The 22,646-nt window shown below is 67.2% G+C and carries 17 protein-coding genes; 3 read left to right on the forward strand and 14 right to left on the reverse strand.

Annotated elements, in window-relative coordinates:
• The first annotated feature begins 51 nt into the window (after positions 1 to 51).
• Complete coding sequence (locus SL003B_RS13260; RefSeq protein ID WP_013653367.1) at positions 52 to 2,742, forward strand: cation-translocating P-type ATPase; 2,691 nt, start codon at positions 52 to 54, stop codon at positions 2,740 to 2,742.
• Positions 2,743 to 2,870: 128 nt separating this feature from the next.
• Here SL003B_RS13260 and SL003B_RS13265 read toward each other — a convergent pair whose 3' ends face one another.
• The 4 genes from SL003B_RS13265 to SL003B_RS13280 are packed head-to-tail and all read right to left on the reverse strand — an operon-like array spanning position 2,871 to position 7,373.
• Positions 2,871 to 3,230: a DUF5368 domain-containing protein gene (locus SL003B_RS13265; RefSeq protein WP_013653368.1), complete on the reverse strand. Its 360-nt coding sequence runs from the start codon at positions 3,228 to 3,230 to the stop codon at positions 2,871 to 2,873.
• Between the two features lie 12 nt (positions 3,231 to 3,242).
• A complete protein-coding gene (locus SL003B_RS13270; protein ID WP_013653369.1) occupies positions 3,243 to 4,565 on the reverse strand; it encodes an NAD(P)/FAD-dependent oxidoreductase in 1,323 nt (440 codons plus the stop codon).
• Entirely contained in the window at positions 4,558 to 5,766 is a 1,209-nt protein-coding gene (gene cydB, locus SL003B_RS13275) for a cytochrome d ubiquinol oxidase subunit II (RefSeq protein WP_013653370.1), read from the reverse strand. Before cydB ends, SL003B_RS13270 begins: the two co-directional genes overlap by 8 nt.
• Positions 5,767 to 5,771: 5 nt before the next feature.
• Positions 5,772 to 7,373: a cytochrome ubiquinol oxidase subunit I gene (locus tag SL003B_RS13280; protein ID WP_049792588.1), complete on the reverse strand. Its 1,602-nt coding sequence runs from the start codon at positions 7,371 to 7,373 to the stop codon at positions 5,772 to 5,774.
• 423 nt (positions 7,374 to 7,796) lie between these two features.
• Between SL003B_RS13280 and SL003B_RS13285 the strand changes: the two genes are divergently transcribed.
• A complete protein-coding gene (locus SL003B_RS13285; protein WP_013653372.1) occupies positions 7,797 to 8,264 on the forward strand; it encodes an RrF2 family transcriptional regulator in 468 nt (155 codons plus the stop codon).
• Positions 8,265 to 8,273: 9 nt separating this feature from the next.
• Here SL003B_RS13285 and SL003B_RS13290 read toward each other — a convergent pair whose 3' ends face one another.
• The 3 genes from SL003B_RS13290 to SL003B_RS13300 are packed head-to-tail and all read right to left on the reverse strand — an operon-like array spanning position 8,274 to position 13,017.
• Positions 8,274 to 9,461 (reverse strand): osmoprotectant NAGGN system M42 family peptidase, encoded by a 1,188-nt coding sequence (locus tag SL003B_RS13290; RefSeq protein ID WP_013653373.1) that lies wholly within the window; start codon positions 9,459 to 9,461, stop codon positions 8,274 to 8,276.
• Positions 9,458 to 11,239: an N-acetylglutaminylglutamine synthetase gene (gene ngg / locus SL003B_RS13295; protein WP_041375534.1), complete on the reverse strand. Its 1,782-nt coding sequence runs from the start codon at positions 11,237 to 11,239 to the stop codon at positions 9,458 to 9,460. Before ngg ends, SL003B_RS13290 begins: the two co-directional genes overlap by 4 nt.
• Before the next feature lie 2 nt (positions 11,240 to 11,241).
• The gene (locus SL003B_RS13300; protein ID WP_013653375.1) at positions 11,242 to 13,017 is read right to left on the reverse strand and encodes an N-acetylglutaminylglutamine amidotransferase; all 1,776 of its coding nucleotides are present in this window, start codon (positions 13,015 to 13,017) and stop codon (positions 11,242 to 11,244) included.
• Positions 13,018 to 13,102: 85 nt separating this feature from the next.
• On the opposite strand from SL003B_RS13300, the gene SL003B_RS13305 reads away from it, so the two are divergent.
• Positions 13,103 to 13,582: a MarR family winged helix-turn-helix transcriptional regulator gene (locus SL003B_RS13305; RefSeq protein WP_013653376.1), complete on the forward strand. Its 480-nt coding sequence runs from the start codon at positions 13,103 to 13,105 to the stop codon at positions 13,580 to 13,582.
• A gap of 22 nt (positions 13,583 to 13,604) precedes the next feature.
• Here the strand turns inward: SL003B_RS13305 and SL003B_RS13310 are convergent, their stop codons facing one another.
• From SL003B_RS13310 to SL003B_RS13340, 7 genes are all read right to left on the reverse strand, one after another.
• The gene (locus SL003B_RS13310) at positions 13,605 to 14,651 is read right to left on the reverse strand and encodes an IS481 family transposase (protein WP_013653377.1); all 1,047 of its coding nucleotides are present in this window, start codon (positions 14,649 to 14,651) and stop codon (positions 13,605 to 13,607) included.
• A gap of 180 nt (positions 14,652 to 14,831) precedes the next feature.
• On the reverse strand, positions 14,832 to 15,986 hold the full coding sequence (locus SL003B_RS13315) for a M24 family metallopeptidase (RefSeq protein WP_206771997.1): 1,155 nt from the start codon (positions 15,984 to 15,986) through the stop codon (positions 14,832 to 14,834).
• A gap of 368 nt (positions 15,987 to 16,354) precedes the next feature.
• A complete protein-coding gene (locus SL003B_RS13320) occupies positions 16,355 to 17,209 on the reverse strand; it encodes an ABC transporter permease (RefSeq protein WP_013653379.1) in 855 nt (284 codons plus the stop codon).
• Between the two features lie 2 nt (positions 17,210 to 17,211).
• Positions 17,212 to 18,468, reverse strand: a complete 1,257-nt coding sequence (locus tag SL003B_RS13325; protein WP_013653380.1) for an ABC transporter permease — start codon at positions 18,466 to 18,468, stop codon at positions 17,212 to 17,214.
• An 89-nt stretch (positions 18,469 to 18,557) separates the two neighbouring features.
• The gene (locus tag SL003B_RS13330; protein ID WP_013653381.1) at positions 18,558 to 19,658 is read right to left on the reverse strand and encodes an extracellular solute-binding protein; all 1,101 of its coding nucleotides are present in this window, start codon (positions 19,656 to 19,658) and stop codon (positions 18,558 to 18,560) included.
• Between the two features lie 70 nt (positions 19,659 to 19,728).
• Positions 19,729 to 20,823, reverse strand: a complete 1,095-nt coding sequence (locus tag SL003B_RS13335) for an ABC transporter ATP-binding protein (RefSeq protein WP_013653382.1) — start codon at positions 20,821 to 20,823, stop codon at positions 19,729 to 19,731.
• A gap of 398 nt (positions 20,824 to 21,221) precedes the next feature.
• The gene (locus SL003B_RS13340) at positions 21,222 to 22,598 is read right to left on the reverse strand and encodes an aspartate aminotransferase family protein (RefSeq protein ID WP_013653383.1); all 1,377 of its coding nucleotides are present in this window, start codon (positions 22,596 to 22,598) and stop codon (positions 21,222 to 21,224) included.
• Between the last annotated feature and the right edge of the window lie 48 nt (positions 22,599 to 22,646).

Genomic DNA, 22,646 nt, shown 5'->3' on the forward strand with positions numbered 1-22,646 from the left:
GGCTGCAGGAGCCATCGCAGCGCAGCAGTCCGGGGAGCCACGACAACCGACATGCACACGGCTACACGGCCCGTTACCCCGCCGGAGGATAGCCACGGCCTGACTGCGGACGAGGTCCTCGCCCGCCTCTCCGTCGACGCCCGGACTGGTCTTGATGACGCCGAGGTCGAGGCACGCCTTGCCCGCTTCGGCCCGAACCAGCTCGAACGGCGCGCGACGATCGGGGTCCTCGCCCTGCTGGCGCATCAGGTCAGCAGCCCCGTCGTCTATCTTCTTGCCACCGCGGCCGCTCTCGCCCTCGCCTTCGGCGAGTGGAACGAGGGCATCGCCATCCTGGTCGTGCTGGCGCTCAACGGCCTGATCGGCTTCCTGACCGAGCGCAAGGCGGCGCGCTCGATCGAGGCGCTGCGCGCGCTCGGCACCCAGTCAGCCAGGGTGCGTCGTGCCGGGCACGTCCGCATGGTGCCGGCCGAACAGTTGGTCCCCGGCGACATCGTGCTGGTCGAAGGCGGCGACGGCATTTCCGCCGACCTGCGCCTGATCGAGGCCGCGAACCTCGCCGCCGACGAATCCACCCTTACCGGCGAATCGGTGCCCGTCGACAAGGGCCACGAGCCGGTCGCCGCCGGCGCACGCCTCGGCGACCGCGCCTCCATGCTGTTCAAGGGTACCTCGGTCACCCAGGGCAGCGGGCTCGGTGTCGTCGTCGGCACAGGCGTCGATACCGAACTCGGGCGCATCGCCCTTCTGGTCGCGGAAGCCTCGCCCGAGCGCACGCCGCTCGAGCGAGACCTCGCCCGCTTGTCCGGCCAGTTGGTCTGGGCGACGCTGGCACTGACTGCGGTCATCGCCGGCATCGGTCTGGCCAAGGGCGAAGACGCCCTGCTGATGGTCGAAGCGGCCATCGCGCTCGCCGTCGCTGCGATCCCGGAGGGCCTTCCGGTTGTCGCCACCCTCACCTTGGCGCGCGGCATGTGGCGCATGGCGCGTCAGAACGCCCTCATCGAGCGGCTTCCGGCGGTGGAGACCCTCGGCGCGACGACCGTGATCCTGACCGACAAGACCGGCACCCTGACCGAAAACCGGATGACGGTGCGCCGAATCTGGATACCGTCGGGCGAAATCGACCTTGCCTACGAAGGCGCACACCCGGGCACGCGGGCAGAGGCCCTGAGGGACGAGCCGCAGCTCCGCCGCCTTCTGGAGGTCGCCGTCCTGTGCAACAACGCCAGCCTCGGCGCTGACGACGGAACCGGCCGCGACCAGGATAGCGGCGACCCCATGGAACTCGCCCTGCTGCGTGCCGGTCGGAAGGCCGACCTGCGGCGCGCGACACTGCTCGCCGAACGGCCGGAACTGCGCGAACACGCCTTCGACACGGCCACCCGGATGATGGCGACGGTGCACCGGGAGGCCGACGGCTGCCTCTATGCCGTCAAGGGTGCACCGGAAGCCGTGCTGGAGCGGTGCGTGCGCCGCGAGGGGGACACGGGCGACGTCGCCTTCGGCGACGACGAGCGGGCGGACTGGCTGCGCCGGGTCGACCAGTTCGGCCAGCGGGGTCTGCGCGTCCTTGCCATCGCATGCCGGAGGGCACCGGACCCGGAACAGGACCCTTATCGCGACCTGACCTTCCTCGGCCTGGTCGGCCTGGAGGATCCTGCCCGCGTGGACGTTCCGGAGGCGATCGCCGCCTGCCGGCAGGCGGGCATCAAGGTCGTCATGGTGACCGGCGACCATGCCGTGACCGCGCGCAGCATAGGCCGCATGGTCGGGCTGGAGGAAAACGGCATCGGCGCGATCGAGGGACCGGACCTTGCCGACCTGCACGCCCGGCAGGACGCCAGCCTGCTCCAGGCCGGCATCTTCGCCCGGGTCAGTCCGGCCGAGAAGCTCGGCCTGGTGCGCGCCTACCAGAAGGCCGGCGCGGTCGTCGCCATGACCGGCGACGGCGTCAACGACGCCCCGGCCCTGCGCCAGGCTGACATTGGCATCGCCATGGGCCTGCGCGGCACCGATGTCGCCCGCGAGGCCGCCGCCATGGTCCTGCTCGACGATGCGTTTCCCTCCATCGTGAAGGCGATCCGCGAAGGCAGGATCATCTTCGGCAACATCCGGCGTTTCGCCGCCTACCTGCTTTCGTGCAACCTTAGCGAGGTGCTGGTGGTCGGGCTCGCCATTCTGTTCGCCCTGCCCCTGCCGCTGCTGCCGCTGCAGATCCTCTATCTCAACCTCGTGACCGATGTCTTCCCCGCCTTCGCCCTGGCCATGGGCGAGGGCGAAAGGAACGTCATGGCGCGCCCGCCGCGCCCGCCGGGCGAGCCGATCCTCGGCCCGCTGCAATGGTCGGGGATCGTCGCGCATGGCGTGGCGCTGACTGCGGGCACGCTCGCGGCGTTGCTGGCCGCAGAGGCATGGCTCGAGCTGGACGGCGACGCGCTGGTCACGGTCAGTTTCCTCACCCTGGCCTTCGCGCAGCTGTGGCACGTCTTCGCCATGCGCCATCACACCTCGGCGGTCCTGCGCAACGAAGTGACCGGCAATCCATGGGTGTGGGCCGCCCTCGCCTTGTGCACGGGCCTGCTCGCGGTCCCGCCCCACGTTCCCGCGCTCGCCGAGGTGATGCAGCTGGTGCCGCCGGACCGCAGCATGTGGCTGCTCATCCTGGTCTTCAGCGCCGCGCCGCTGCTCGTCAACCATGCCGTTTCTGCGGTCCTGATCAGGATCGCCGCGCCACGCTGACGATGACGGCAAGATGTGGCGGATCCGGAACGGACGATGCCGCGCGGCGGAAGGCCGCGCGGCATCGTGGCAAACCCGTTTTCTGACACCGTCCGCGCCGATATACGGCGCGAGGCCGACCGCCCAGGCTATCCGGTGCGCTTCGCCTTGCCGCCCAGAACCGCCTGCGCGACATAGGCGAGGAAGGTCAGTCCGACCGCCCCGGCGACGCCAATCAGGATCAGGGCGATGACGTCGATCGGTCCGCCGATGTCCTTGAAGCCGGAGTTGGTGATGAACTGGACGAACAGGATCGCCGCGATCGCCCCGACCGGTGCCAGCAGTTCGGCGCGCACCAGCCGGGTGCTCTCCAGACTCCGGTCACGGATGACCACATAGACGAAGGCAAGCGTGATCAGCGCGGCTGCCGCGACCATGAGCCAGAACAGCAGCGGCCCGAACATTTCCTCGAAGACCGCCAGCAGCATGCCGAATGTGAGTTCCTTCATGGCGTTTCCTCCTCAGGCGCGGCCGCGCAGCATGGCGTTGTAGGTCGCCTTGAGGGCGATTTCTTTCATCAGCCAGGACACCCACAACTCCTCCAGCGGCGCGATCACGCCGGGGAAGGACGGGGTCAGGTTGTCCTTGTAGTCGAACTCGATCAGCATCGCCCGCCCGACGCGCGTGATCAGCGGGCAGGAGGTGTAGCCGTCATAGCGCGCATCGCTGGTCTTGCCCTCGATCTGGGCGACGAGCTGCTCCTCGACCACCGGCACCTGCCACTTGACGCTGGCCGCCGTCTTGCCTTTCGGCACGCCGGCGATATCGCCGACGGCGAAAACCTCCGGATAGCGGACATGGCGCATGCTGTGCCGGTCGACCTCGACCCATCCCTGGTCGCTCCAGGGACCGGTCGTCCACGGCAGCGGGCTGTTTCTCACCACATCCGGCGCCTTCATCGGCGGGATGACGTTGGTGAAGTCGTAGCCGATCTCCTTCGGGCCGTCCGGAGTGTTGAAGGTGGCGATCTTGCGGCCCGAGTCGATCGCCGTCATGACGTGATCGTGGACCACGTCGAAGCCGCGCTCGCCGAACAGCATGCGCACCTTCTCGTTGACGATCGGCACCGAGAACAGCGCCTTGGCATGGGCCGCGTAGACGATCTTCGTCTTGCCCCGGGTTCCCTTGCGCACCGCGTAGTCGTCGGTCAGGAAGGTGTATTTCAGCGGTGCGCCGGCGCATTTCATTTCGGTCGCCGGCCGGGTGAACAGGGCGACGCCGCCCTTGTCGGTGAAGCGGTCCATCTCCTGCCAGGTCTTGGCGGCATAGTCGGGCCCGGCGTAGACGGAGCCGATGCCGTTGGTCCCGATCAGGTCGAGCGACATGCCCTCGATCGCGCCGTAGTCCAGCGACAGGCCGGCGGCGACGACGAGATAGTCGTACTCGAGCGTCCTGCCGCCCGAGGTGACCACCTTCTTGGCTTCGGGGTCGATCTCGGCTGCTGCCTCCTGGATCCAGTCGATCCCGCCCGGCAACCAGTGGCCGGTGTCCGACACCGAGTAGCTCGCCGGCTTCAGTCCGGCGGCGATGAGCGTGAAGCCCGGCTGGTAGAGATGCTGCTTGCGCGGATCGACCAGGGTGATCCTGGCACCGTCCAGTCGATCGACCAGGCGATTTGCCAGCGCCGTCCCGGCCGCACCGGCGCCGAGGATCACGATGCGCGCCGAGGTCTTCACCTTGGCCGCTCGTGCTGCCGGCGCTGCGGCGACCAGCGCAGTCGAGCCGGCCGCGAAGGCCAGGAACTTACGTCGGTCGATCAGTCCCGACTGGATCGTGTCAAACATCGTCTGCCTTCCCCTTGGCGGTCTGGCCGGATTTTGCGAACAGCAGGTCGTCCTCCTGCATCTCCAGCCACATGGCGCTCATGACAGCAAAGATGGCGGCCGCGAACAGGCCGAGCATCCAGGCGGTGTACATGAGGATCAGCGGCATGAAGACGACTGTCGCCACCAGCATGACGAACAGGGTCAGATGCGACGAGGAGCTGTCCCAGACCGTCAGCGACGAGGCCGGATCGACGGTCGAGGGCAGGATGAACGGAAACATCGTCAGGCCGACCGACGAGATCATGCCGAAGATCGCGAGTTTCGACGCCAGCAACGTGCTGACCTCCCGTCCGGCGCGCAGCCCCGCCCACGCCAGCAGGGCGCCGGCAAAGCCGAGCAGCGGCGCGATCGCGATCCACGGCCGCTCGGCGTAGGCATTGAGCCAACTGCCGCCATGCAGGACCTCGCTCAGCAGCGGATTGGACGGGCCGTCGGTCGCCACCGGACCTGCGAAGGCGAAGCTGTCGATGCCGACCGCCAGCCAGACGCCGGCGAACGCGTAGCCCGCCACCGCGACCAGCGCCGCGCCTTCCCCGTAGCGGCGGGCGCGCAGGGCCACCGGCCCCGACGCCTTCAGCGACAGCCAGGCGCCGCCGTGCATGACCAGCATGGCGACGGAGGTCAGTCCGCACAGGAGCGCGAAGGGATTGAGCAGGCCGATGAAGGACCCCTCGTAGAGGGGCATCAGGTCTTCCGTCAGGCGGAACGGCACGCCCTGCAGGACGTTGCCGACGGCGACGCCGAAGATCAGCGCTGGTACGGCGCCGCCCACGAACAGGGCCCAGTCCCAGGCTTCCCGCCAGCGCGGATCGATCCGCTTGGACCGGTACGTGAAGGCGACCGGCCGCAGGATGAGCGCCGCCAGGACCAGAAACATGGCCAGATAGAAGCCGGAGAAGCTGACCGCGTAGAGCGGCGGCCAGGCGGCGAAGATGGCGCCGCCGCCGAGGATGAACCAAACCTGGTTGCCTTCCCAAACCGGTCCGATGGTGTTGATGGCGACCCGTCGCTCGACGTCCGTGCGCGCAACGAAGGGCAGCAGCGCGCCGACGCCCATGTCGAATCCGTCGGTCAGCGCGAATCCGATCAGCAGCACGCCGAGCAGTCCCCACCAGATGACGCGGAGCGTCTCGAAATCGATGAGTTGATGCAGGATCATGACCCTCACTCCGCAGGCTGCGCCGCCGTACCGGACCGCGGGTTGCGTGCAGCCCGCTCCTCCATCCAAGCAGTTGTTTCGGAAACGTCAAAGTACGGGCCTTTGCGGATGTACTTGAGCATCAGCCCCATCTCGATGATGAACAGGACCGAATAGAACAGCACGAAGCCCGCGAGCGTGAAGGCGACCTCGCCGATGCTGAGGTGCGAGACGGACAGGGCGGTCGGCAGGACGCCGTCGACCGTCCAGGGCTGGCGGCCGTATTCGGCCACGAACCAGCCGAGTTCTGCGGCGATCCAGGGCGCCGGGATCGTCACCACCGCCAGCCACAGCGCGGCGCGTGGAAAGCGCATGCCGCAGAAGCTCGCCCGATAGAAGAAGTAGGCCATCACCCCGATGAAGGCGAAGCCGAGGCCGACCATGATCCGGAACGCCCAGAACAGCGGCCAGACGCGCGGCACGGTGTCGTAAGCGGCCTTCACGATCTGCTCCTCGCTCGCCTCGCGCGGGTCGTCGATGTAGCGCTTGAGCAGCAGCGCGAAGCCGAGGTCGGCGCTGTGGCGCTCGAAGGTGGCCTTGACCGCCTCCGGGGCGGCCTCCTTCTCGCTGCGCAGGGTCATCAGCGCGTCATAGGCGAGGATGCCGGAGCGGATGCGCTCCTCCGCCTGCTGCTCGAGCTCGTTGATGCCGGGGATTTGCTGGGTCAGCGAGCGCGTGCCGATCAGGCCCATGGCGAAGGGAATGTGGATGGCATAGTGCGTCTCGCGCGCCTCCTGGTCGGGGAAGCCGAAGGCGGTGAAGGCCGCCGGCGCCGGCTCGGTGTCCCACATCGCCTCGATAGCGGCGAGCTTCATCTTTTGCGAATGGGTGACCGAATAGCCGGACTCGTCGCCGAGCACGACCACCGACAGCGCCGAGGCGAGGCCGAAGCTGGCTGCGACCGCGATCGACCGGCGCGCCAGTTCGACGTGACGGTCCTTCAGCAGATACCAGGCCGACACGCCGAGCACGAAGACGGCGGCGGTGACGTAGCCGGCGGATACCGTATGCACGAACTTGGCCTGGGCGACCTCGTTGAACATGACGTCGAAGAAGCTGGTCATCTCCATGCGCATGGTCATCGGATTGAACTGCGACCCGACCGGGTTCTGCATCCAGCCGTTGGCGATCAGGATCCACAGGGCGGAGAAGTTGGAGCCGACGGCGACCAGCCAGGTGACCACGAGGTGGCCGACCCTGGACAGCTTGTCCCAGCCGAAGAAGAACAGGCCGACGAAGGTCGCTTCCAGGAAGAAGGCCATCAGGCCCTCGATCGCCAGCGGCGCACCGAAGATGTCGCCGACATAGTGGCTGTAGTAGCTCCAGTTCATGCCGAACTGGAACTCCATCGTGATGCCGGTCGCCACACCGAGCACGAAGTTGATGCCGAACAGCGAGCCCCAGAACTTGGTCATCTGCCGCCAGATCGGGCGTCCCGTCATGACATAGACGGTCTCCATGATGGCGATGATGATCGACAGGCCCAGCGTGAGGGGGACGAACAGGAAGTGATACATCGCTGTCAGCGCAAACTGCAGACGCGACAGTTCTACAATGTCCAGGTCCATTCTGACCGCTCCTTGAGAAGGGCGAAAATGATAAATCACAGATATATCTTTTCCACACCCTCCCCTATCAGCCACATCGTCGCAGCGACACTAATCATAAGTTGATTATATTCGTATCCTTGAATTTATAAGGTGGCCGCCCCGCCCTGACAATGAGCCTCATGCGCAAGGGCCGGCGCAAGGGCCGGATGATCCGGGCACGGCGCAGTTGAGACTACCTGACTTTCTCTATAATTTCGCCTTTTTCCGACAAGGCATGACCCCATTGATACCTTGGACAGTCTCGAATCTGTGGAGACGAATGCAGGCCGAGTCATAAGTGTTCTTACGGACCTCCGGCTGAGGCCTCATTTGCAGCCTTGTCCGCGGCGCGCCGGGTGGAATAGATTAGCCGAATATAAATGTTCAAGAACGGAAATGCCCATGCGCCTGACGATGCGAACGAACCTGGCCATGCGGACGCTGATGTTCTGTGCCGTCAACAGCGCGCGCACGGTGCGCAAGGCCGAGATTGCCAGGGCCTGCAACGCCTCGGAGAACCACATTGCCCAGGTGATCCACCTGCTCAGCCAGAAGGGCTACCTGCGGACCACGCGCGGACGCAACGGCGGCATCCGGCTCGGCATGGCGATGGAGGAGATCAACGTCGGCACGGTGTTCCGCTCGTTCGAGGCGGACGTGCCCTTCGCCGAGTGTTTCCAGGGCGTCGACAACCGCTGCCCGCTCACCGCCGCCTGCCGGCTGCGGATCGCCATCGTCGGCGCGGTCGGCGCCTTCTATGCCGCGCTAGACGGCCTGTCGCTCGCCGATCTGGTCGCCGGCAACAGGGAACTGCACAGGATCCTGACCCCTCCCGTGCTGTGCGACGGCCCCGCCCTCGAACCCGCCTGAGGTGACGTGTCACCCGTGCTCCGGCCCTGAATCATCCTCCGGCCGTTCCGGGCGGCGCGTGTCCGGATGCAGGCTCTGCTCCGCGTCGCGCGTCGGCTGGGTCGTGAAGCCCTTCAGGCTGCCGAACTCGGTGGCGTCGCGGGTGATCTCCACCGGGCTCGTCGCATAGCACACCGCCAGTTCGGCCAGCGAACGCAGGGCGTGCATGTGGATGCGCTCGTAGCCGTGGCTGGCATCGACGCCGAAGGTGACCAGCGCGGTGCGCACGTCCGCCCCCGCCTCGACCGCGGAGGCCGCATCGGAGCGGTAGAAGCGGAACACGTCCTTCTGCCACTTGATGTCGTTGTCCCGGCACAGATGCGCCAGCTTGCGGGTCAGGTGGTAGTCGAACGGCCCGGTCTGGTCGGCCATGGAAATGGTCACGCCGAACTCGTCGGAGTTCTGGCCGGGCGCCGTGGTGCCGTTGTCGATAGCGACCAGCGACGCGATCTCCGGCGTCAGGATGGATGCCGCGCCGTGGCCGGTTTCCTCGGCGATGGTGAACAGCCAGAACACGTCGACCGTCGGCTGCGCCTTCGCCTCGACCAGCGCCTTGAGCGCCGCCAGCATGACGGCGACGCCGGCCTTGTTGTCGAGGTGGCGCGAGACGATGAAGCCGTTGTCGAGGAATTCCGGGCAGGGATGGATGGCAACGATGTCGCCGACGTCGACGCCGAGCCGGTTCAGGTCGGCCTTCGACCTGGCGTAGGCGTCGATCCTGAGTTCGACATGGTCCCAGCCGATCGGCAATTCGTCGACGCCGGTGTTGAAGGTGTGGCCGGAGGCGCGCAGCGGCAGGATCGTGCCGGTATAGGCGCCTTCCTCCGTGAACACCGTCGTGCGCGCGCCTTCGGCGAAGCGCGCCGACCAGTGGCCGATCGGCACCAGTTCTAGCCGGCCGTTGTCCTTCAGCGCCTTCACCTGGGCGCCGAGCGTGTCGACATGCGAGACGAAGGCACGCGCCGGGCGCGTCACGGCGCCGGGCAGCCGCGCCCGGATCGCGCCGCGCCGGGTCACCTCGTAGGCGACGCCGAGCCGTTCCAGCTCCAGGCAGACGTGGCGGGCGATGGCGTCGGTATAGCCGGTCGGGCTCGGGATCGCGAGCAGCGCCTCCAGCGCGCCGGCCAGATAGTCGAGGTCGATGGCGAGCAGGCTCATTCAGCCTCCCTGCGCCAGGCGCTGCGCACCGGTTGCGGCATCGACAGCGGGAACAGGAAGTCGACGAAGCGCTCGGCGGTCGGCTGCGGCTCGTGGTTGGCAAGGCCCGGGCGCTCGTTGGCCTCGATGAACCAGTAGCCGGGCTCGCGCGGGCTCCTGACCATCAGATCGATGCCGGTGACCGGGATCTCGATCGCGCGCGCCGCCGACACCGCCGCCTCGATCAGCGCGCCGTGGGTCTCGCCGGTGACGTCGTGGATGGTGCCGCCTGTGTGCAGGTTGGCCGTCTTACGCACGCAGATCGCCGTGCCGGCCTGCGGCACGTCGTCGAGACTGAAGCCGGCCGAGGCCACGCAGCGCTCGGTCTCGGCGTCCAGGGGAATGGTCGATTCGCCGCCGGTCGCCGCCGCGCGCCGGCGCGACTGCACCGCGATCAGGTCGCGGATGCTGCTGCGCCCGTCGCCGATCACCTGTGCCGGCCGTCGGATCGCCGCCGCCACCACCTTGTAGTCGATCACGACCAGGCGCAGGTCCTGGCCCGCGACGCATTGCTCGACCAGCACCTCGTTGCAGAAGGCGCGCGCCGCCTCGATCGCGGCCAGCGTCTCTTCCAGGCCGGTCAGGCCGACCGCGATGCCACGGCCCTGTTCGCCGCGCGCCGGCTTGACCACCACCGAGCCGTGGCGGTCCAGGAACGCCGCCAGGGCGGCCTCGTCGCCGGCCGCGATCTGCTCGGGCACGCTCAGCCCGGCGCGCTCGACGACGCGGCGCGTCACCGCCTTGTCGTCGCAGATCGACATGGCCACGCCGGAGGTGAATTCGCTCAAGGATTCCCGGCACTTGACCGAGCGCCCACCGTAGGACAGGCGGAAGAAGCCACCGTCGGCGTCGATAATCTGCGCCTGGATGCCGCGCCGGCGCGCCTCGTTGACGATGATTGCGGCATAGGGGTTGAGCGCTTCCTCGACCGGCGGACCGGCATAGAGCGCCTCGTTGATGGTGTTCTTCTTCTTCACCGTGAAGAAGGGCACGCGCGCGAAGCCGAGCTTCTCGTAGAGCGCAATCGCCTGGGCGTTGTCGTGCATCACCGACAGGTCGAGGTGCGGCCGGCCGCGCCCCTTGTAGAGTTCTGCGAGCCGGCGCACCAGCGCCTCGCCGACACCGGGAAAGCGCGCCTGCGGCGACACCGCCAGGCACCACAGCGAGGCGCCGCCGTCGGCGCCGCCGGTGCAGCGCTGATGGTCGACGCCCATCGCCGTGCCGACGATCTCGCCGCTCTCCTCCTCCTCGGCGACCAGCACGGTGATGGTGCGCGGATCGAGCCGGGTCCAGAAGAACTCGACCGGCACCGGCACCATGCCGCGACTGGTGTAAAGGCAGTTGACCGCCTCCGCGTCGCCCTTGGAGGAGACGCGGCGGATCGTGAAGCCCTTGCGCCGGCTGCGCGCAGCCCGGTAAGTGGCGAGGTCGAGCCGGTAGGTGTGCGAGGGATCGAGGAACAGCTCCTGGGGGGCTGCCGCCAGCAGCACGTGCGGATCACGCACGTAGAAGGCGATGTCGCGCCGGTCCGGCCGCTCCTCCTGCAAGGCGGCGACCAGGGCGCCCGGTTCGTCGAAGGTGGTGCCGAAGATCAGCCGGCCCCAGCCGCAGTCGACCGCGACGTCACGCTGGCCCGCCTCGGCCGCGCCCGGGTTCTCCGGCTTCAGGGCCTGGCCGCGCATGCGGCGCAGACGGTGGTCGTAGGCGTGCCTGGCGCGGCGGCGGGTCTGTTCTGCCATGGTCACACCCCCTGCGCCTGCAGCCACAGTTCCAGCAGTGCGACCTGCCACAGTTCGGAGCCGCGCAGCTTGGTGATGTGGGCGGTCGGATCGGCGAACAACCGGTCGAGATAGTCCTGCCGGAACAGGCCGCGCGCCCGGGCGGCGTCGTTGGTCAGCGCGCTCCGCACCATGTCGAGGCGCTCGCCCTCAAGGTATTTCAGCGCCGGCACCGGGAAATAGCCCTTCGGCCGGTCGATCACCGCGGACGGGATCACCTTGCGCGCGGCATCCTTGAGCACGCCCTTGCCGCCCTGGGCGAGCTTGTGCTCGGCCGGGATGCGGCCGGACAGCTCGACCAGTTCGTGGTCGAGGAACGGAACGCGCGCCTCCAGCCCCCAGGCCATGGTGTGGTTGTCGACCCGCTTGACCGGATCGTCGATGAGCATGACGTGGGTGTCGAGCCGGAGCGCCTTGTCGACCGGGTCGTCGGCGCCGGCTTGCGCGAAATGCGCCTCGACGAAGGCCAGGCTCTCGTCGCGCTCGCTCAGATACTCCGGCGCGAGATGCTCGCGCAGCCGCTCCTGCGTGCGGTCGAAGAAGGCGGCGGCGTAGTCGGCGGCCGGCGTGTTGGAGCCGACCAGCGGCGGATACCAGTGGTAGCCGGCGAACACCTCGTCGGCCCCCTGGCCCGACTGCACCACCTTGATGTGCTTGGAGACCTCGCGCGACAGCAGATAGAAGCCGATGTTGTCGTAGGAGACCATCGGCTCGGACATCGCCGCGATCGCGTCCGGCAGGGCGTCGAGCATCTCCGAGGACGGGATGAAGATCTTGTGATGGCTGGTCCCGAAGCGCTCGGCGATCAGGTCCGAATAGCTGAACTCGTCGCCGGTCTCGCCGAAGGCGGACTCGAAGCCGATGGAGAAAGTGGCAAGGTCGCGCTGGCCTTCCTCGGCGAGCAGGCCGACGATCAGCGAGGAATCGACCCCGCCCGACAGCAGTACGCCGACCGGCACGTCGGCGACCATGCGCCGGCGCACCGCCGTGCGCAGGGCGTCGAGCACCATGTCGCGCCACTCCCCGGCGGGGCGGACAAGGTCCTCGGCCGTCTTGTCGAACCGCGGCTCCCAGTAGGTGCGGTCGGAGAAGCGGCCGTCGGCCTCGTAGGTGCGGATCGTCGCCGCCGGCAGCTTGCGCACGCCGGCAAGGATGGTCCGCGGCGCCGGCACCACCGCGTGCCAGGTCATGTAATGGTGGAGAGCGATCCGGTCGATCGACGTGTCGATGCCGCCGCCGGCGAGCAGCGCCGGCAGTGTGGAGGCGAAGGCGAGCCGGCCCGACGCCTCGCTCAGGTACAGCGGCTTGATGCCGAAGCGGTCGCGCACCAGGCTCACCCGGCCGCTGTCGGCCTCGTGCACGGCGAAGGCGAACATGCCGTGGAAGCGCGCCACGCAGTCCGGGCCCCACTCGATCCAGGCGCGCAGAATCACCTCGGTGTCGCTGCCGGAGGCGAAGCGGTGGCCGAGCGCGACCAGCTCGCCGCGCAGTTCCTGGTAGTTGTAGATGCAGCCGTTGAAGACCAGCGACACGCCGGCGGCCGGATCGCGCATCGGCTGCGCGCCCCGGTCGCTGAGGTCGATGATCCTGAGCCGCCGGTGACCGAGCGCCACGCGGCCGTAGGCCGTCACGCCCATGCCGTCCGGCCCGCGCGCCGCCATTGCCTTGGCCATCCGCTCGACCCGGGACGCGTCCGCGCTTTCCTCGCCGAACACCACTTCTCCGCAAATGCCGCACATGGGCTGCCGACCTCCTTTGAAATCCGTTTGACCGGCATTACATAGGGCTCTAATCGTCAGAGTTCAAACCATAAGGGTGAAAAACATGCCGGACCCCAGGCCCAAGCCCGACCAGGCGGCGCGCATCTTCAAGGCGATCCGGCGCATCGTGCGCGCGGTCGACCTGCGCTCGCGCGAGGTGTCGCGCGCTACCGGGCTGACGATCCCGCAGATCGTCGTGCTGCAGGGCGTGCGCGACCTCGGCGAGGTGACCACCCGGGCGCTGTCCGCCCACGCCGACCTCAGTGCGGCGACCGTCGTCACCATCCTCGACAAGCTGGAGGAGAAACGCCTGGTCGAGCGCTATCGTTCCGCCGTCGACCGGAGGATCGTGCACACCCGCCTGACCGCGGTGGGGCACGACGTTCTCCACAACGTGCCGCCTCTGCTGCAAGCCGAATTCCGGCGCCAACTCGAAGCTCTCCCGCCGGCACGACAGGTCGCACTGGCCGATGCGATGGAGGCGCTTGCCAGGATGATGGGCCGGGTGGATGCTGGGGTGGAGAAAGGGGCGTCTAGCTCTTAGAGATAGAGCCTGACGTGTCCACTTAACCTTCTTGGCTAACGAATGACATGACGGTTTCGACAGGCCGTCTGCCTTGGTTGCGGTAGCCCAGATGCGGGCGCTCTGTGTTGTAGTGGACGAGCCAGGCGTCGAGATCGGCCTGCAGGGCTTCGACGGTCTCGTAGAAAGTCTCGCGCATCTTCACCCGGAAGAACTCGTCCAGCACCGTGCCGTTGAAGCGCTCGACGAAGCCGTTGGTCTTTGGCGTCTTCACCTTCGTGCGGCGGTGCTCGATGCCATTGAGGTCGAGATAGAGCTCGTAAGGATGCCGGTCCGTCCCGCAGAACTCGCGGCCATTGTCGGTCAGCACGGCTTTCACCGGCAAATCGAGATGGCGGTAGAAGGGCAGCACGTCGTTGTGCAGTACTGCGACCGCCGCCTCGGGCTGCTTGGAGACGTGCAGGAAGCCGAAGGCGTAGCTGCCGAAGGTATCGACCACGGCGTGCAGATAGACCTTGCCGACGCCCTTGAGACTGCCCACGAAGAACGTGTCGGCCGACAGGAGCTCGCCCGGCGCGCTTGATTCCACGTGCCTTTCCCGGAAGCAGGGGTTCAGCTTCTCCAGGAAGGCGGCCTGTTCGGGCGTGATCTCGATGGCCGTCTCGGCGTTCTGTGCCTCCAGCGCCAGCCAGCGCTCGACCTTGGTGCCGAGGCCGCTTTCGTTGAGGATCTTCTGGATGGTGATCGACGACACCCGGACACCTTCCAGCGCCAGCATCGCCTCGTGCCGATTACAGCCATAGGCGGGATGCGCCAGCGCAAGCTCCTTGATCCTGTCCACCACCTCGGGCGCCGTCGTCTGCGGATGGCTCTTGTGGATCGGCGGCAGGTCCTTCAGCCCGTCGAACCCTTGCGTCTGAGACCGGCGCTTCCACTCGTAGAAGCTGGTCCGGTCCATGCCTCGCTGACGGCAGGCCTCGGCGACGTTGCCGAGTTCCCTCGCCAGCTCAAGCACGCTCAAACGCTGCTGCGCCACCTTGCTGGCGGCATCACGAGGCGAGGCCTGCCTTGCTGTTGATGATTGTCCCATGGGATCTTCCTCCTTTCCAACGATAGCACGGAAAGAAGGTTAAGTGCACATTCGAATAGTCCTGCCCATACGCCATCGCACGCCTCCGTCCCTTTCATGTGGCAGGCCGGCGCTGAGCTCGTCAAGTTCGCGATTGGCCTTCCTGGCAATCGGTGCGGCCGGGGCGAAACGGACGCCGCCCTACCCCTTGCCGACGATGTTGAACGGCGGTCCGAACGGGAACCTGGTGATGTTCTCCGCGCCGTCCTCAGTGACGATCAGGATGTCGTGCTCGCGGTAGCCGCCGGCGCCCGGCTCGCCTTCGGGGATCATGATCATCGGCTCCATGGACACGACCATGCCCGGCTCGAGCACCGTGTCGATGTCCTCGCGCAGCTCGACCGCCGCCTCGCGGCCGTAGTAGTGCGACAGCACGCCGAAGGAATGACCGTAGCCGAAGCTGCGGTACTTCAGCAGGCCGTGGCTGCGGTAGATGGCGTTGAGTTCGGCGGCGATGTCGCAGCAGCGCGCGCCGGGGCGGATCAGCTCGAGGCCGGCGCGGTGCACGGCGCAGTTGATCTCCCACAGCCGCAGATGCGCGTCGGAGGCATGGTCGCAGAACAGCGTGCGCTCCAGCGCGGTGTAGTAGCCGAAGATCATCGGAAAGCAGTTGAGCGACAGGATGTCGCCGGAACGGATCACGCGGTTGGTGACCGGGTTGTGGGCGCCGTCGGTGTTGATGCCGGACTGGAACCAGGTCCAGGTGTCCATCAGCTCGACGAAGGGGAACGAGCGGGCGATCTCGCGCGTCATCGCGCTGGTCGAGGCGATCGCCACCTCGTGCTCGGGCACGCCGGCGGCGACCGTCTCGACCACAGCTGCGCCGCCGAGGTCGGCGATGCGCGCGCCCTCGCGGATCAGCGCGTGCTCCTCCGCGCTCTTGATCGTGCGCCGGCGCATGACGGCGTCGGCGACATCGACCATCTCGACGCCGGGCAGCGCTGCGCGCAACTGGTCCATCAGCACCAGCGTCACGTGGTCGGCCTCGATGCCGAGCCGGCGCACGCTGCCCGGCGCCCTGGCGAGCACCTGCTGCAGGGCGAAGAAAAAGTTGTCCCGGCGCCAGTCGGTGTAGGTCAGCGCGTCGCCGTGGCTGCGCCGCCAGGGCTGGCCACCGTCGATGCCGGCGGCGATCGTTGTGGCGGTGTGGGCGTCGACCACGAAGCCGTACCGGCGGCCAAAGGAACAGTAGAGGAAGCCGGAGAAGTAGCAGACGTTGTGGTAGGAGGTGAACAGACAGGCGTCGAGCCGCATCTCCGCCATCAGCGCCCTGAGGCCGTCCTGCCGGCCGTCCATCTCCGCCTTCGAAAACGGCAGCCAGGCCTTGTCGCCATTGTCCAGATGCTGCAGCCGGGCCAGCTCGCCGCCCGTTTCCCCGGTCCCCGTCTTGCCGGTCGTCGTCGTGTCGCTCATCGTCGTCGCCTTTCGCGTTGCCGGCGGCCGTGCCGCCCTGTCCGCCCCCTGTCCGAAACCGCGACGGGCCGGCCTCCGCAAGGGAAGCCGGCCCGCCAGGCCCGTTGGTCGGTGCGATCCCCGCTGCCGGATCGGCCCTGTCGCCGCCGCCCGGAAACTGGCGTACCGCCCCGGGCCCTTGCGGGAGCAACGGATGTCGCGTTGTCTTGCCCGCGCGCTCGCGCGCGCCGTGGTCTTGGTCCCCTCCCCGCTCAGCCCGGCGTCATGCCGCGCAGCCGCTCCGAGCGGCGGCGCAGCAGCTCCAGCACGCTCAGCAGCAGGATCGACAGCGCCACCATGATCGAGGCGACCGCCAGGATGGTCGGCGAGATCTGCTCGCGCAGGCCGGTGAACATCTGCCAAGGCAGCGTCTTTTGCGCCGCCGAGCCGAGGAACAGCACCACCACGACCTCGTCGAAGGAGGTGATGAAGGCGAACAGCGCGCCCGACACCACGCCCGGCAGGATCAGCGGCATCTGCACCTTGAAGAAGGTGGTCAGCGGATTGGCGCCCATGCTGGCAGCCGCGCGCACCAGGCTCCTGTCGAAGCCGACCAGCGTCGCCGTCACGGTGATGATGACGAAGGGCGTGCCGAGCACGGCATGGGCGAGCACGACGCCCCAGTAGGTGCCCTGCAGGCCGATGCGCGAATAGAAGAAATACATGCCGGCGGCGGAGATGATCAGCGGCACGATCATCGGCGAGATCAGGATCGCCATGATCGCCCCACGATAGGGCACATGGCTCTGCGACAGGCCGACCGCCGCCACGGTGCCGAGCCCGGTCGCCAGAAGGGTCGCCACCGGCGCGATCAGGAACGAGTTGGTGAGCGCCTGCTGCCAGTCCGGATTGGTGAAGAAGTCCCTGTAGTGCTTGAAGGAATAGCCGTCGGGGTCGAGCGCCAGCATCTTGCGGGTGAAGGTGAAGAAGTCCTCCGCGTTGAAGCTGAGCGGCACGATCACCAGGATCGGGAAGATCAGGAAGAAGAAGATCGCCACGCAGATGGCGAGGAAGCCGTAGTGCCACAGCCGCTGGCCGGTCGAAGCGTAGGGAGGCAGGTTGGTCATGGCTAGCCCAGCTTGACGTTGTCGATGCCCACGATCTTGTCGTAGACGACGAACAGGATCATCACCGCCAGCAGCAGCAGCGTGCCGAGGGCCGCGGCCAGGCCCCAGTTGAGCGAGCTGGAGATGTGGAAGGCGATCCGGTTGGAGATGAAGATGCCCGACGTGCCGCCGACCAGTTCCGGCGTGATGTAGTAGCCGATGGCGAGGATGAAGACGAGCACCGCGCCGGCGCCGATGCCGGGCACGGACTGCGGGAAGTAGACCCGCCAGAACGCAGTCCAGTCGTTTGCGCCGAGGCTCTTGGCCGCGCGCACGTAGGACGGCGAGATGGTCTTCATCACCGAATAGAGCGGCAGGATCATGAACGGCAGCAGGATATGCGTCATGGCGATGATGGTGCCGGTCTGGTTGTTCATCATGACCAGGCGCGCGTTGTCGCCGATCAGGCCGATCCACACCAGGATGTCGTTGATCACGCCCTGCTGCTGCAGCAGCACCTTCCAGGCCGAGGTGCGCACCAGCAGGCTGGTCCAGAACGGCAGCAGCACCAGGATCATCAGCAGGTTCGACGTCCTCAGCGGCAGATGCGCGAGCAGGAAGGCGACCGGATAGCCGAGCACCAGGCAGGCGAGCGTGATGACGATGCTCATCGACAGGGTGCGTCCGAACAGCATCAGGTAGATGCGTTCGCGCTCGGGCAGGAACGCGACGCCCGCCTCGGTCTGCTTGGCGTCGACGGCGGCGAGGAAATAGCTCGGCGTGTAGCGCGGCGACAGGCGCTTGACGGTGCTCCACACCTGGATGTCGCCCCAGCCCGCATCCTCCGCGATCATCTGGGCCTTGACGTCGTCGCCCTCGATCTTCTGGACGGAGCGGCCCGCCTTGCGGAACAGGCTCGACATGCCCGACAGTTCGTAGTTTAGCCGCGTGCCGAGGCGGGTGTGGGTCTTGGCCGCCACCGCCTCCTTCAGGTCTTCGACCAGCGCGGCATAGACCGGCTCGTCGGGCAGTTCGCCGGTGGCCGGCTCCCAGCCCTCCAGGGCAGCCACCGTCCGCGGCAGCGTGTCGGCGACGATGCCGTTCTCCACCGAGCGGAACAGCATGTCGGCGATCGGCGCGGCGAAGGTCAGCAGGACGAAGGCGAGCAGCGGGGCGATCAGCAGGAAGGCGCGCAGCTTGTCGCGGCGCAGGGCGCGAGCGAGGCTCGCCTTGAGCGGCCTTCCGTCCTGGGTCAGCACCGGCGCGTGGGTCTGGGTCATGGAACGGCTTCTTCCGGACAGCAACGGCTGACAGTTGGCGACTGAAGTCCCGGGCGGGGCCACGCGGCCCCGCCCGCAAACCGGTAGGCTTACCTGGCCAGCCAGGCCTGGAACGTCGCCTCAACGTCGTCCTGGTGGTCAGCCCACCATTCGATGTTGTTGACCAGGTAGTTGGTCTGGTTGGCCGGGTTGGTCGGCATGTGCGGCGCCATGTCGATGCCGAGTTCGGCGTGCTGGCCGACCAGCGGCTGCGACGAGGCGCGGGCCGGGCCGTAGGAGATGAACTTGGCCTGGTCGGCGAGCCGCTGGGTGTCGGTGGCGAACCGGATGTATTCCTTGATCAGCGGCAGCTTGTCCTCGGACACGCCGGCCGGGATGATCCAGCCGTCGAAGTCGAACACCTGCCAGTCCCACAGCATGGCAACCGGCTGCTTCTGCTCGACGATGACGGAGAACAGGCGGCCGTTGTAGGTCGAGCCGATCACGGCTTCGCCATCGGCGAGCCGCTGCGGCGTCTCGGCGCCGGCCGACCACCAGATGACGTCCTTCTTGATGGTGTCGAGCTTGGCGAGCGCGCGCTCGACGCCCGCCGGCGTGGACAGCACGTCATAGAGTTCGTCCTTGGTGACCCCGTCGCACAGCAGCGCCCACTCGACGTTCTTCTTCGGCCGCTTCTCCAGGCTGCGCTTGCCGGGGAACTTCTCCAGGTCGAAGATGTCGCACAGGCTGGTCGGCGTAGCGCCGTTCCAGGCCGCCACGTCGGTGCGGTAGCCGAAGGTGGTCGAGAACACGATCTGCGGGATGAAGCAGGCATTGATCAGGCTGTCGCCGAAGTCCTTGGTCGCCGGCGAGCCGTCCGGGGCCGGCGCCAGCCACTCGTCGAAGTCGATCTCCATGGCCAGGCCCTCGTCGCACAGCCGCTGGCTGTCCGGGCCTTCCACGTCGACGATGTCCCAGGTGATGTTGCCCGCCTCGCTCATCGCGCGCAGCTTGGCGACCGCCTCGTTGGACGACTCGTCGTTGATGATGGTGACGTCCTTCCTCATCTCCATGAAGGGCTTGTGGTAGGCGTTGTTCTGCGACGCGGAATAGGCTCCGCCCCAGGACACGATCGTCAGGTCGACCGCGAAGGCGGAGGTGGCCGTCGCCGCCATCGCCGCCGAGGCCAGAAGTGTTTTCACGATTTTCATGACTGCTCCCCTTTTTCAGGTGTTGACCGGTCGGGCCGGTCGATTTCACGGACGGTTTCGCCCGCACCCATTACGCAACGGCATCGAGTGCCTTGCAATCCTTCAGCGACCAGCCGATCGGCACGGTCGCCCCCTCTTCCAGCTTGCGCCGCTCGCCCCGGTTGCGCACCTTGACGATGAACGCGTCGTTGCCACACACGGTCATGCGCACGCGGATGTGGTCGCCCAGGTAGATCAGTTCCTCGATGCGGCCCTGCAGCATGTTGTCCATCGGCTTGTCGGGTTCGAACTCGACCCGTTCGGGGCGCAGCGACAGCGTCGTGCGGTCGCCGACCCCGCCGACATTGACCTTGTCGGCCTTCAGCCGCGTGCCGTCGCCGAGCTCGACCTCGCAGGAGCTGCCGTTCACCGCGACGACCGTGCCGTTGAGCTTGTTGTTCTCGCCGATGAACTGGGCGACGAAGGAATTCTGGGGATCCTCATAGAGCACGTCGGGCGAGGACAGCTGCTGGATGACACCGTCGTTGAACACCGCGACACGGTCGGACATGGTCAGCGCCTCGGTCTGGTCGTGCGTGACGTAGACCACCGTGACGCCCAGATTCTCGTGGATGTGCTTGATCTCGTACTGCATCTGCTCGCGCAGCTGCTTGTCGAGCGCACCAAGCGGCTCGTCCATCAGCACCAGTTCGGGATCGAACACCAGCGCGCGGGCCACGGCGACGCGCTGCTGCTGGCCGCCGGACAGTTGCGCCGGCCGGCGCGCGCCGAAACCGCCGAGTTCGACCATTTCCAGCGCCCGCTTGACCTTGGCCTCCTGCTCGGCCTTGCCGATCCTGCGCACCTGCAAGGGAAAGGCGAGGTTTTCCGCCACGGTCATGTGGGGAAACAGCGCGTAGTTCTGGAACACCATACCGATGCCGCGCTTGTGCGGCGGCACGTTGTTGATCGGCCGGTCGTTGAGGAAGATCTCGCCGTGGGTCGCCGGCTCGAACCCGGCAAGCATCATCAGGCAGGTGGTTTTCCCGGATCCGGAGGGTCCGAGCATGGTCAGGAACTCTCCCGGAGGGATGTCCAGGTTCAGATTTTTGACGACCAGCGTTTCGCCGTCGTAGCTTTTCTGGACATTCTCGTAACGGACGGACGCGCCCCTGCTGCTCGCCATATGTTCCCCGAGTTTTCGTCTTTGTTTTCGTTTTCGTTTTGGCCGGAACACTATAACTCAGTATCCCGACGAAACTGCCGCCGTCACATGGCCGATGCTCCGGCGGCGGACGCTTAAGGAAAGCAAAATTCGACAGCGAGCGAAAGGGGGAAACCTGTTCTTTTTGAATGTTTTTTGGTCAACGGCGCCTGGATAATTTGCGGTGCGGCGGAGCGAGGTTCAGTATTACTGCGCAAACGCCCTGCCCGGGCAATCCGCAACCGGATTCTCGGGGTCTTGCCGCTGCGATCGCGGCGCAGGGGCCGGCACCATCGACCTGATCCCGCCGTACTTTAGCTAGGACGCCGACGCCGGTCCGGGCGCGGATGCGGCATCGAACGCCCTGAAAACGACCTCGTTCAGCCGTTGCCCAATACTTCGGCAACGGCATCCGCCGTGGCTTCGGCGATCCGCTCGGCCTCCGCCCTGGACAGGCACAGCGGCGGCGCAAAGCCGAGGATGTCGCCCTGCGGCATCGCCCGGCCGATCACCCCGCGCCTCAGCAGCGCGGCCGCCACCTGGGGCCCGATCTTGCGCGCCGGATCGAAGAAGCGGCGGCCGTCGCGCGTCTCGACGAACTCGACCGCGCACAGCATGCCCTCGCCGCGGATGTCGCCGACGTTGGGATGGCGCCCGAGCGCCTCGACGACCGCCTTGCGCAGGTACGCGCCGGTTTCGGCGGCGTTGCGCACCAGGCCGAGCCTGTCGATCAGCTCGAGGTTGGCGACGCCGGCCGCGGCGCCGATCGGATGGGCGGAATAGGTCCAGCCGTGGCCGATCGGTCCGGTCTCGTCGGTGCCGCGCTCCAGTACCTTCCACACACGCTCCGAGACGATCGAGCCCGACAGCGGCGCATAGGCCGAGGTCAGGCCCTTGGCGATGGTGATGAAGTCCGGCTCCAGGTCGTAATGCGCCGAGCCGAACATCGAGCCGAGCCGGCCGAAGCCGGTCACCACTTCATCGGCAATGAAAAGAATGTCGTGTTTCTTCAGGATCGGCTGAATCGCCGCCCAGTAGCCGGCGGGCGGCGGCACGATGCCGCCGGTGCCCAACACCGGTTCGCCGATGAAGGCGGCGACGGTGTCGGCCCCTTCCCGCTCGATCAGCGCCTCCAGTTCCGCCGCGCACAGGGCGACGAACTCGGCCTCGCTCAGGGCGAGGTCGGCGCGGCGGAAATAGTCCGGCGCCAGCGTGTGCAGCACCGTGTCGAACGGCAGGTCGAACTTCCTGTGGAACAGCTCCAGGCCGGTCAGCGAGCCGGTCATCAGCCCGGAGCCGTGATAGCCGCGCCAGCGCGAGATGATCTTCTTCTTCCGCGGCCGGCCGAGGATGTTGTTGTAGTACCAGACCAGCTTGATGTTGGTCTCGTTGGCATCCGACCCGCCGAGGCCGAAATAGACCTTGGACATGGTCTTCGGCGCGCGCTCCAGCACCATCTTGGCCAGCGTGATCGAGGCTTCGGTGCCGTGGCCGACATAGGCGTGGTAGTAGGCGAGTTCGCGCGCCTGGGCGGCGATCGCCTCGGCGATCTCGGTCCGCCCGTAGCCGACGTTGACGCAGTAGAGACCGGCGAAGGCATCGAGCAGCCGGTTGCCGTCGCGATCCTCGATGAACACACCCGACCCGCCGGCGACGATCCGGTTCGGGCTCTCGCCGCGGGCGTGCTGGGCAAGGTGGGTCGACGGGTGGAGGAAGTACGCCCGGTCCCAGGCGTCGAGTTGATCGTTTTTCAGCATCGCTGACCTTTCCTGGCCTCTTCCGGCCCGCGGCCGGGCCGGACGACG

Origin of the sequence: Polymorphum gilvum SL003B-26A1, from assembly GCF_000192745.1 — a bacterium.
In the GTDB taxonomy this organism is placed as follows: Bacteria; Pseudomonadota; Alphaproteobacteria; order Rhizobiales; family Stappiaceae; genus Polymorphum; species Polymorphum gilvum.

Excerpts from the sequence above, each read along its gene's own strand:
- SL003B_RS13315 (WP_206771997.1), bottom strand. The coding sequence starts at position 15,986 with ATGGACGGCCGGCAGGACGGCCTCAGGGCGCTGATGGCGGAGATGCGG.
- SL003B_RS13280 (WP_049792588.1), bottom strand. The coding sequence starts at position 7,373 with ATGGACCTGGACATTGTAGAACTGTCGCGTCTGCAGTTTGCGCTGACA.
- SL003B_RS13320 (WP_013653379.1), bottom strand. The coding sequence starts at position 17,209 with ATGACCAACCTGCCTCCCTACGCTTCGACCGGCCAGCGGCTGTGGCAC.
- ngg (WP_041375534.1), bottom strand. The coding sequence starts at position 11,239 with ATGGCAGAACAGACCCGCCGCCGCGCCAGGCACGCCTACGACCACCGT.
- SL003B_RS13300 (WP_013653375.1), bottom strand. The coding sequence starts at position 13,017 with ATGTGCGGCATTTGCGGAGAAGTGGTGTTCGGCGAGGAAAGCGCGGAC.
- SL003B_RS13335 (WP_013653382.1), bottom strand. The coding sequence starts at position 20,823 with ATGGCGAGCAGCAGGGGCGCGTCCGTCCGTTACGAGAATGTCCAGAAA.
- SL003B_RS13330 (WP_013653381.1), bottom strand. The coding sequence starts at position 19,658 with ATGAAAATCGTGAAAACACTTCTGGCCTCGGCGGCGATGGCGGCGACG.
- cydB (WP_013653370.1), bottom strand. The coding sequence starts at position 5,766 with ATGATCCTGCATCAACTCATCGATTTCGAGACGCTCCGCGTCATCTGG.
- SL003B_RS13290 (WP_013653373.1), bottom strand. The coding sequence starts at position 9,461 with ATGAGCCTGCTCGCCATCGACCTCGACTATCTGGCCGGCGCGCTGGAG.
- SL003B_RS13325 (WP_013653380.1), bottom strand. The coding sequence starts at position 18,468 with ATGACCCAGACCCACGCGCCGGTGCTGACCCAGGACGGAAGGCCGCTC.
- SL003B_RS13260 (WP_013653367.1), top strand. The coding sequence starts at position 52 with ATGCACACGGCTACACGGCCCGTTACCCCGCCGGAGGATAGCCACGGC.
- SL003B_RS13285 (WP_013653372.1), top strand. The coding sequence starts at position 7,797 with ATGCGCCTGACGATGCGAACGAACCTGGCCATGCGGACGCTGATGTTC.
- SL003B_RS13310 (WP_013653377.1), bottom strand. The coding sequence starts at position 14,651 with ATGGGACAATCATCAACAGCAAGGCAGGCCTCGCCTCGTGATGCCGCC.
- SL003B_RS13340 (WP_013653383.1), bottom strand. The coding sequence starts at position 22,598 with ATGCTGAAAAACGATCAACTCGACGCCTGGGACCGGGCGTACTTCCTC.
- SL003B_RS13265 (WP_013653368.1), bottom strand. The coding sequence starts at position 3,230 with ATGAAGGAACTCACATTCGGCATGCTGCTGGCGGTCTTCGAGGAAATG.
- SL003B_RS13270 (WP_013653369.1), bottom strand. The coding sequence starts at position 4,565 with ATGTTTGACACGATCCAGTCGGGACTGATCGACCGACGTAAGTTCCTG.
- SL003B_RS13305 (WP_013653376.1), top strand. The coding sequence starts at position 13,103 with ATGCCGGACCCCAGGCCCAAGCCCGACCAGGCGGCGCGCATCTTCAAG.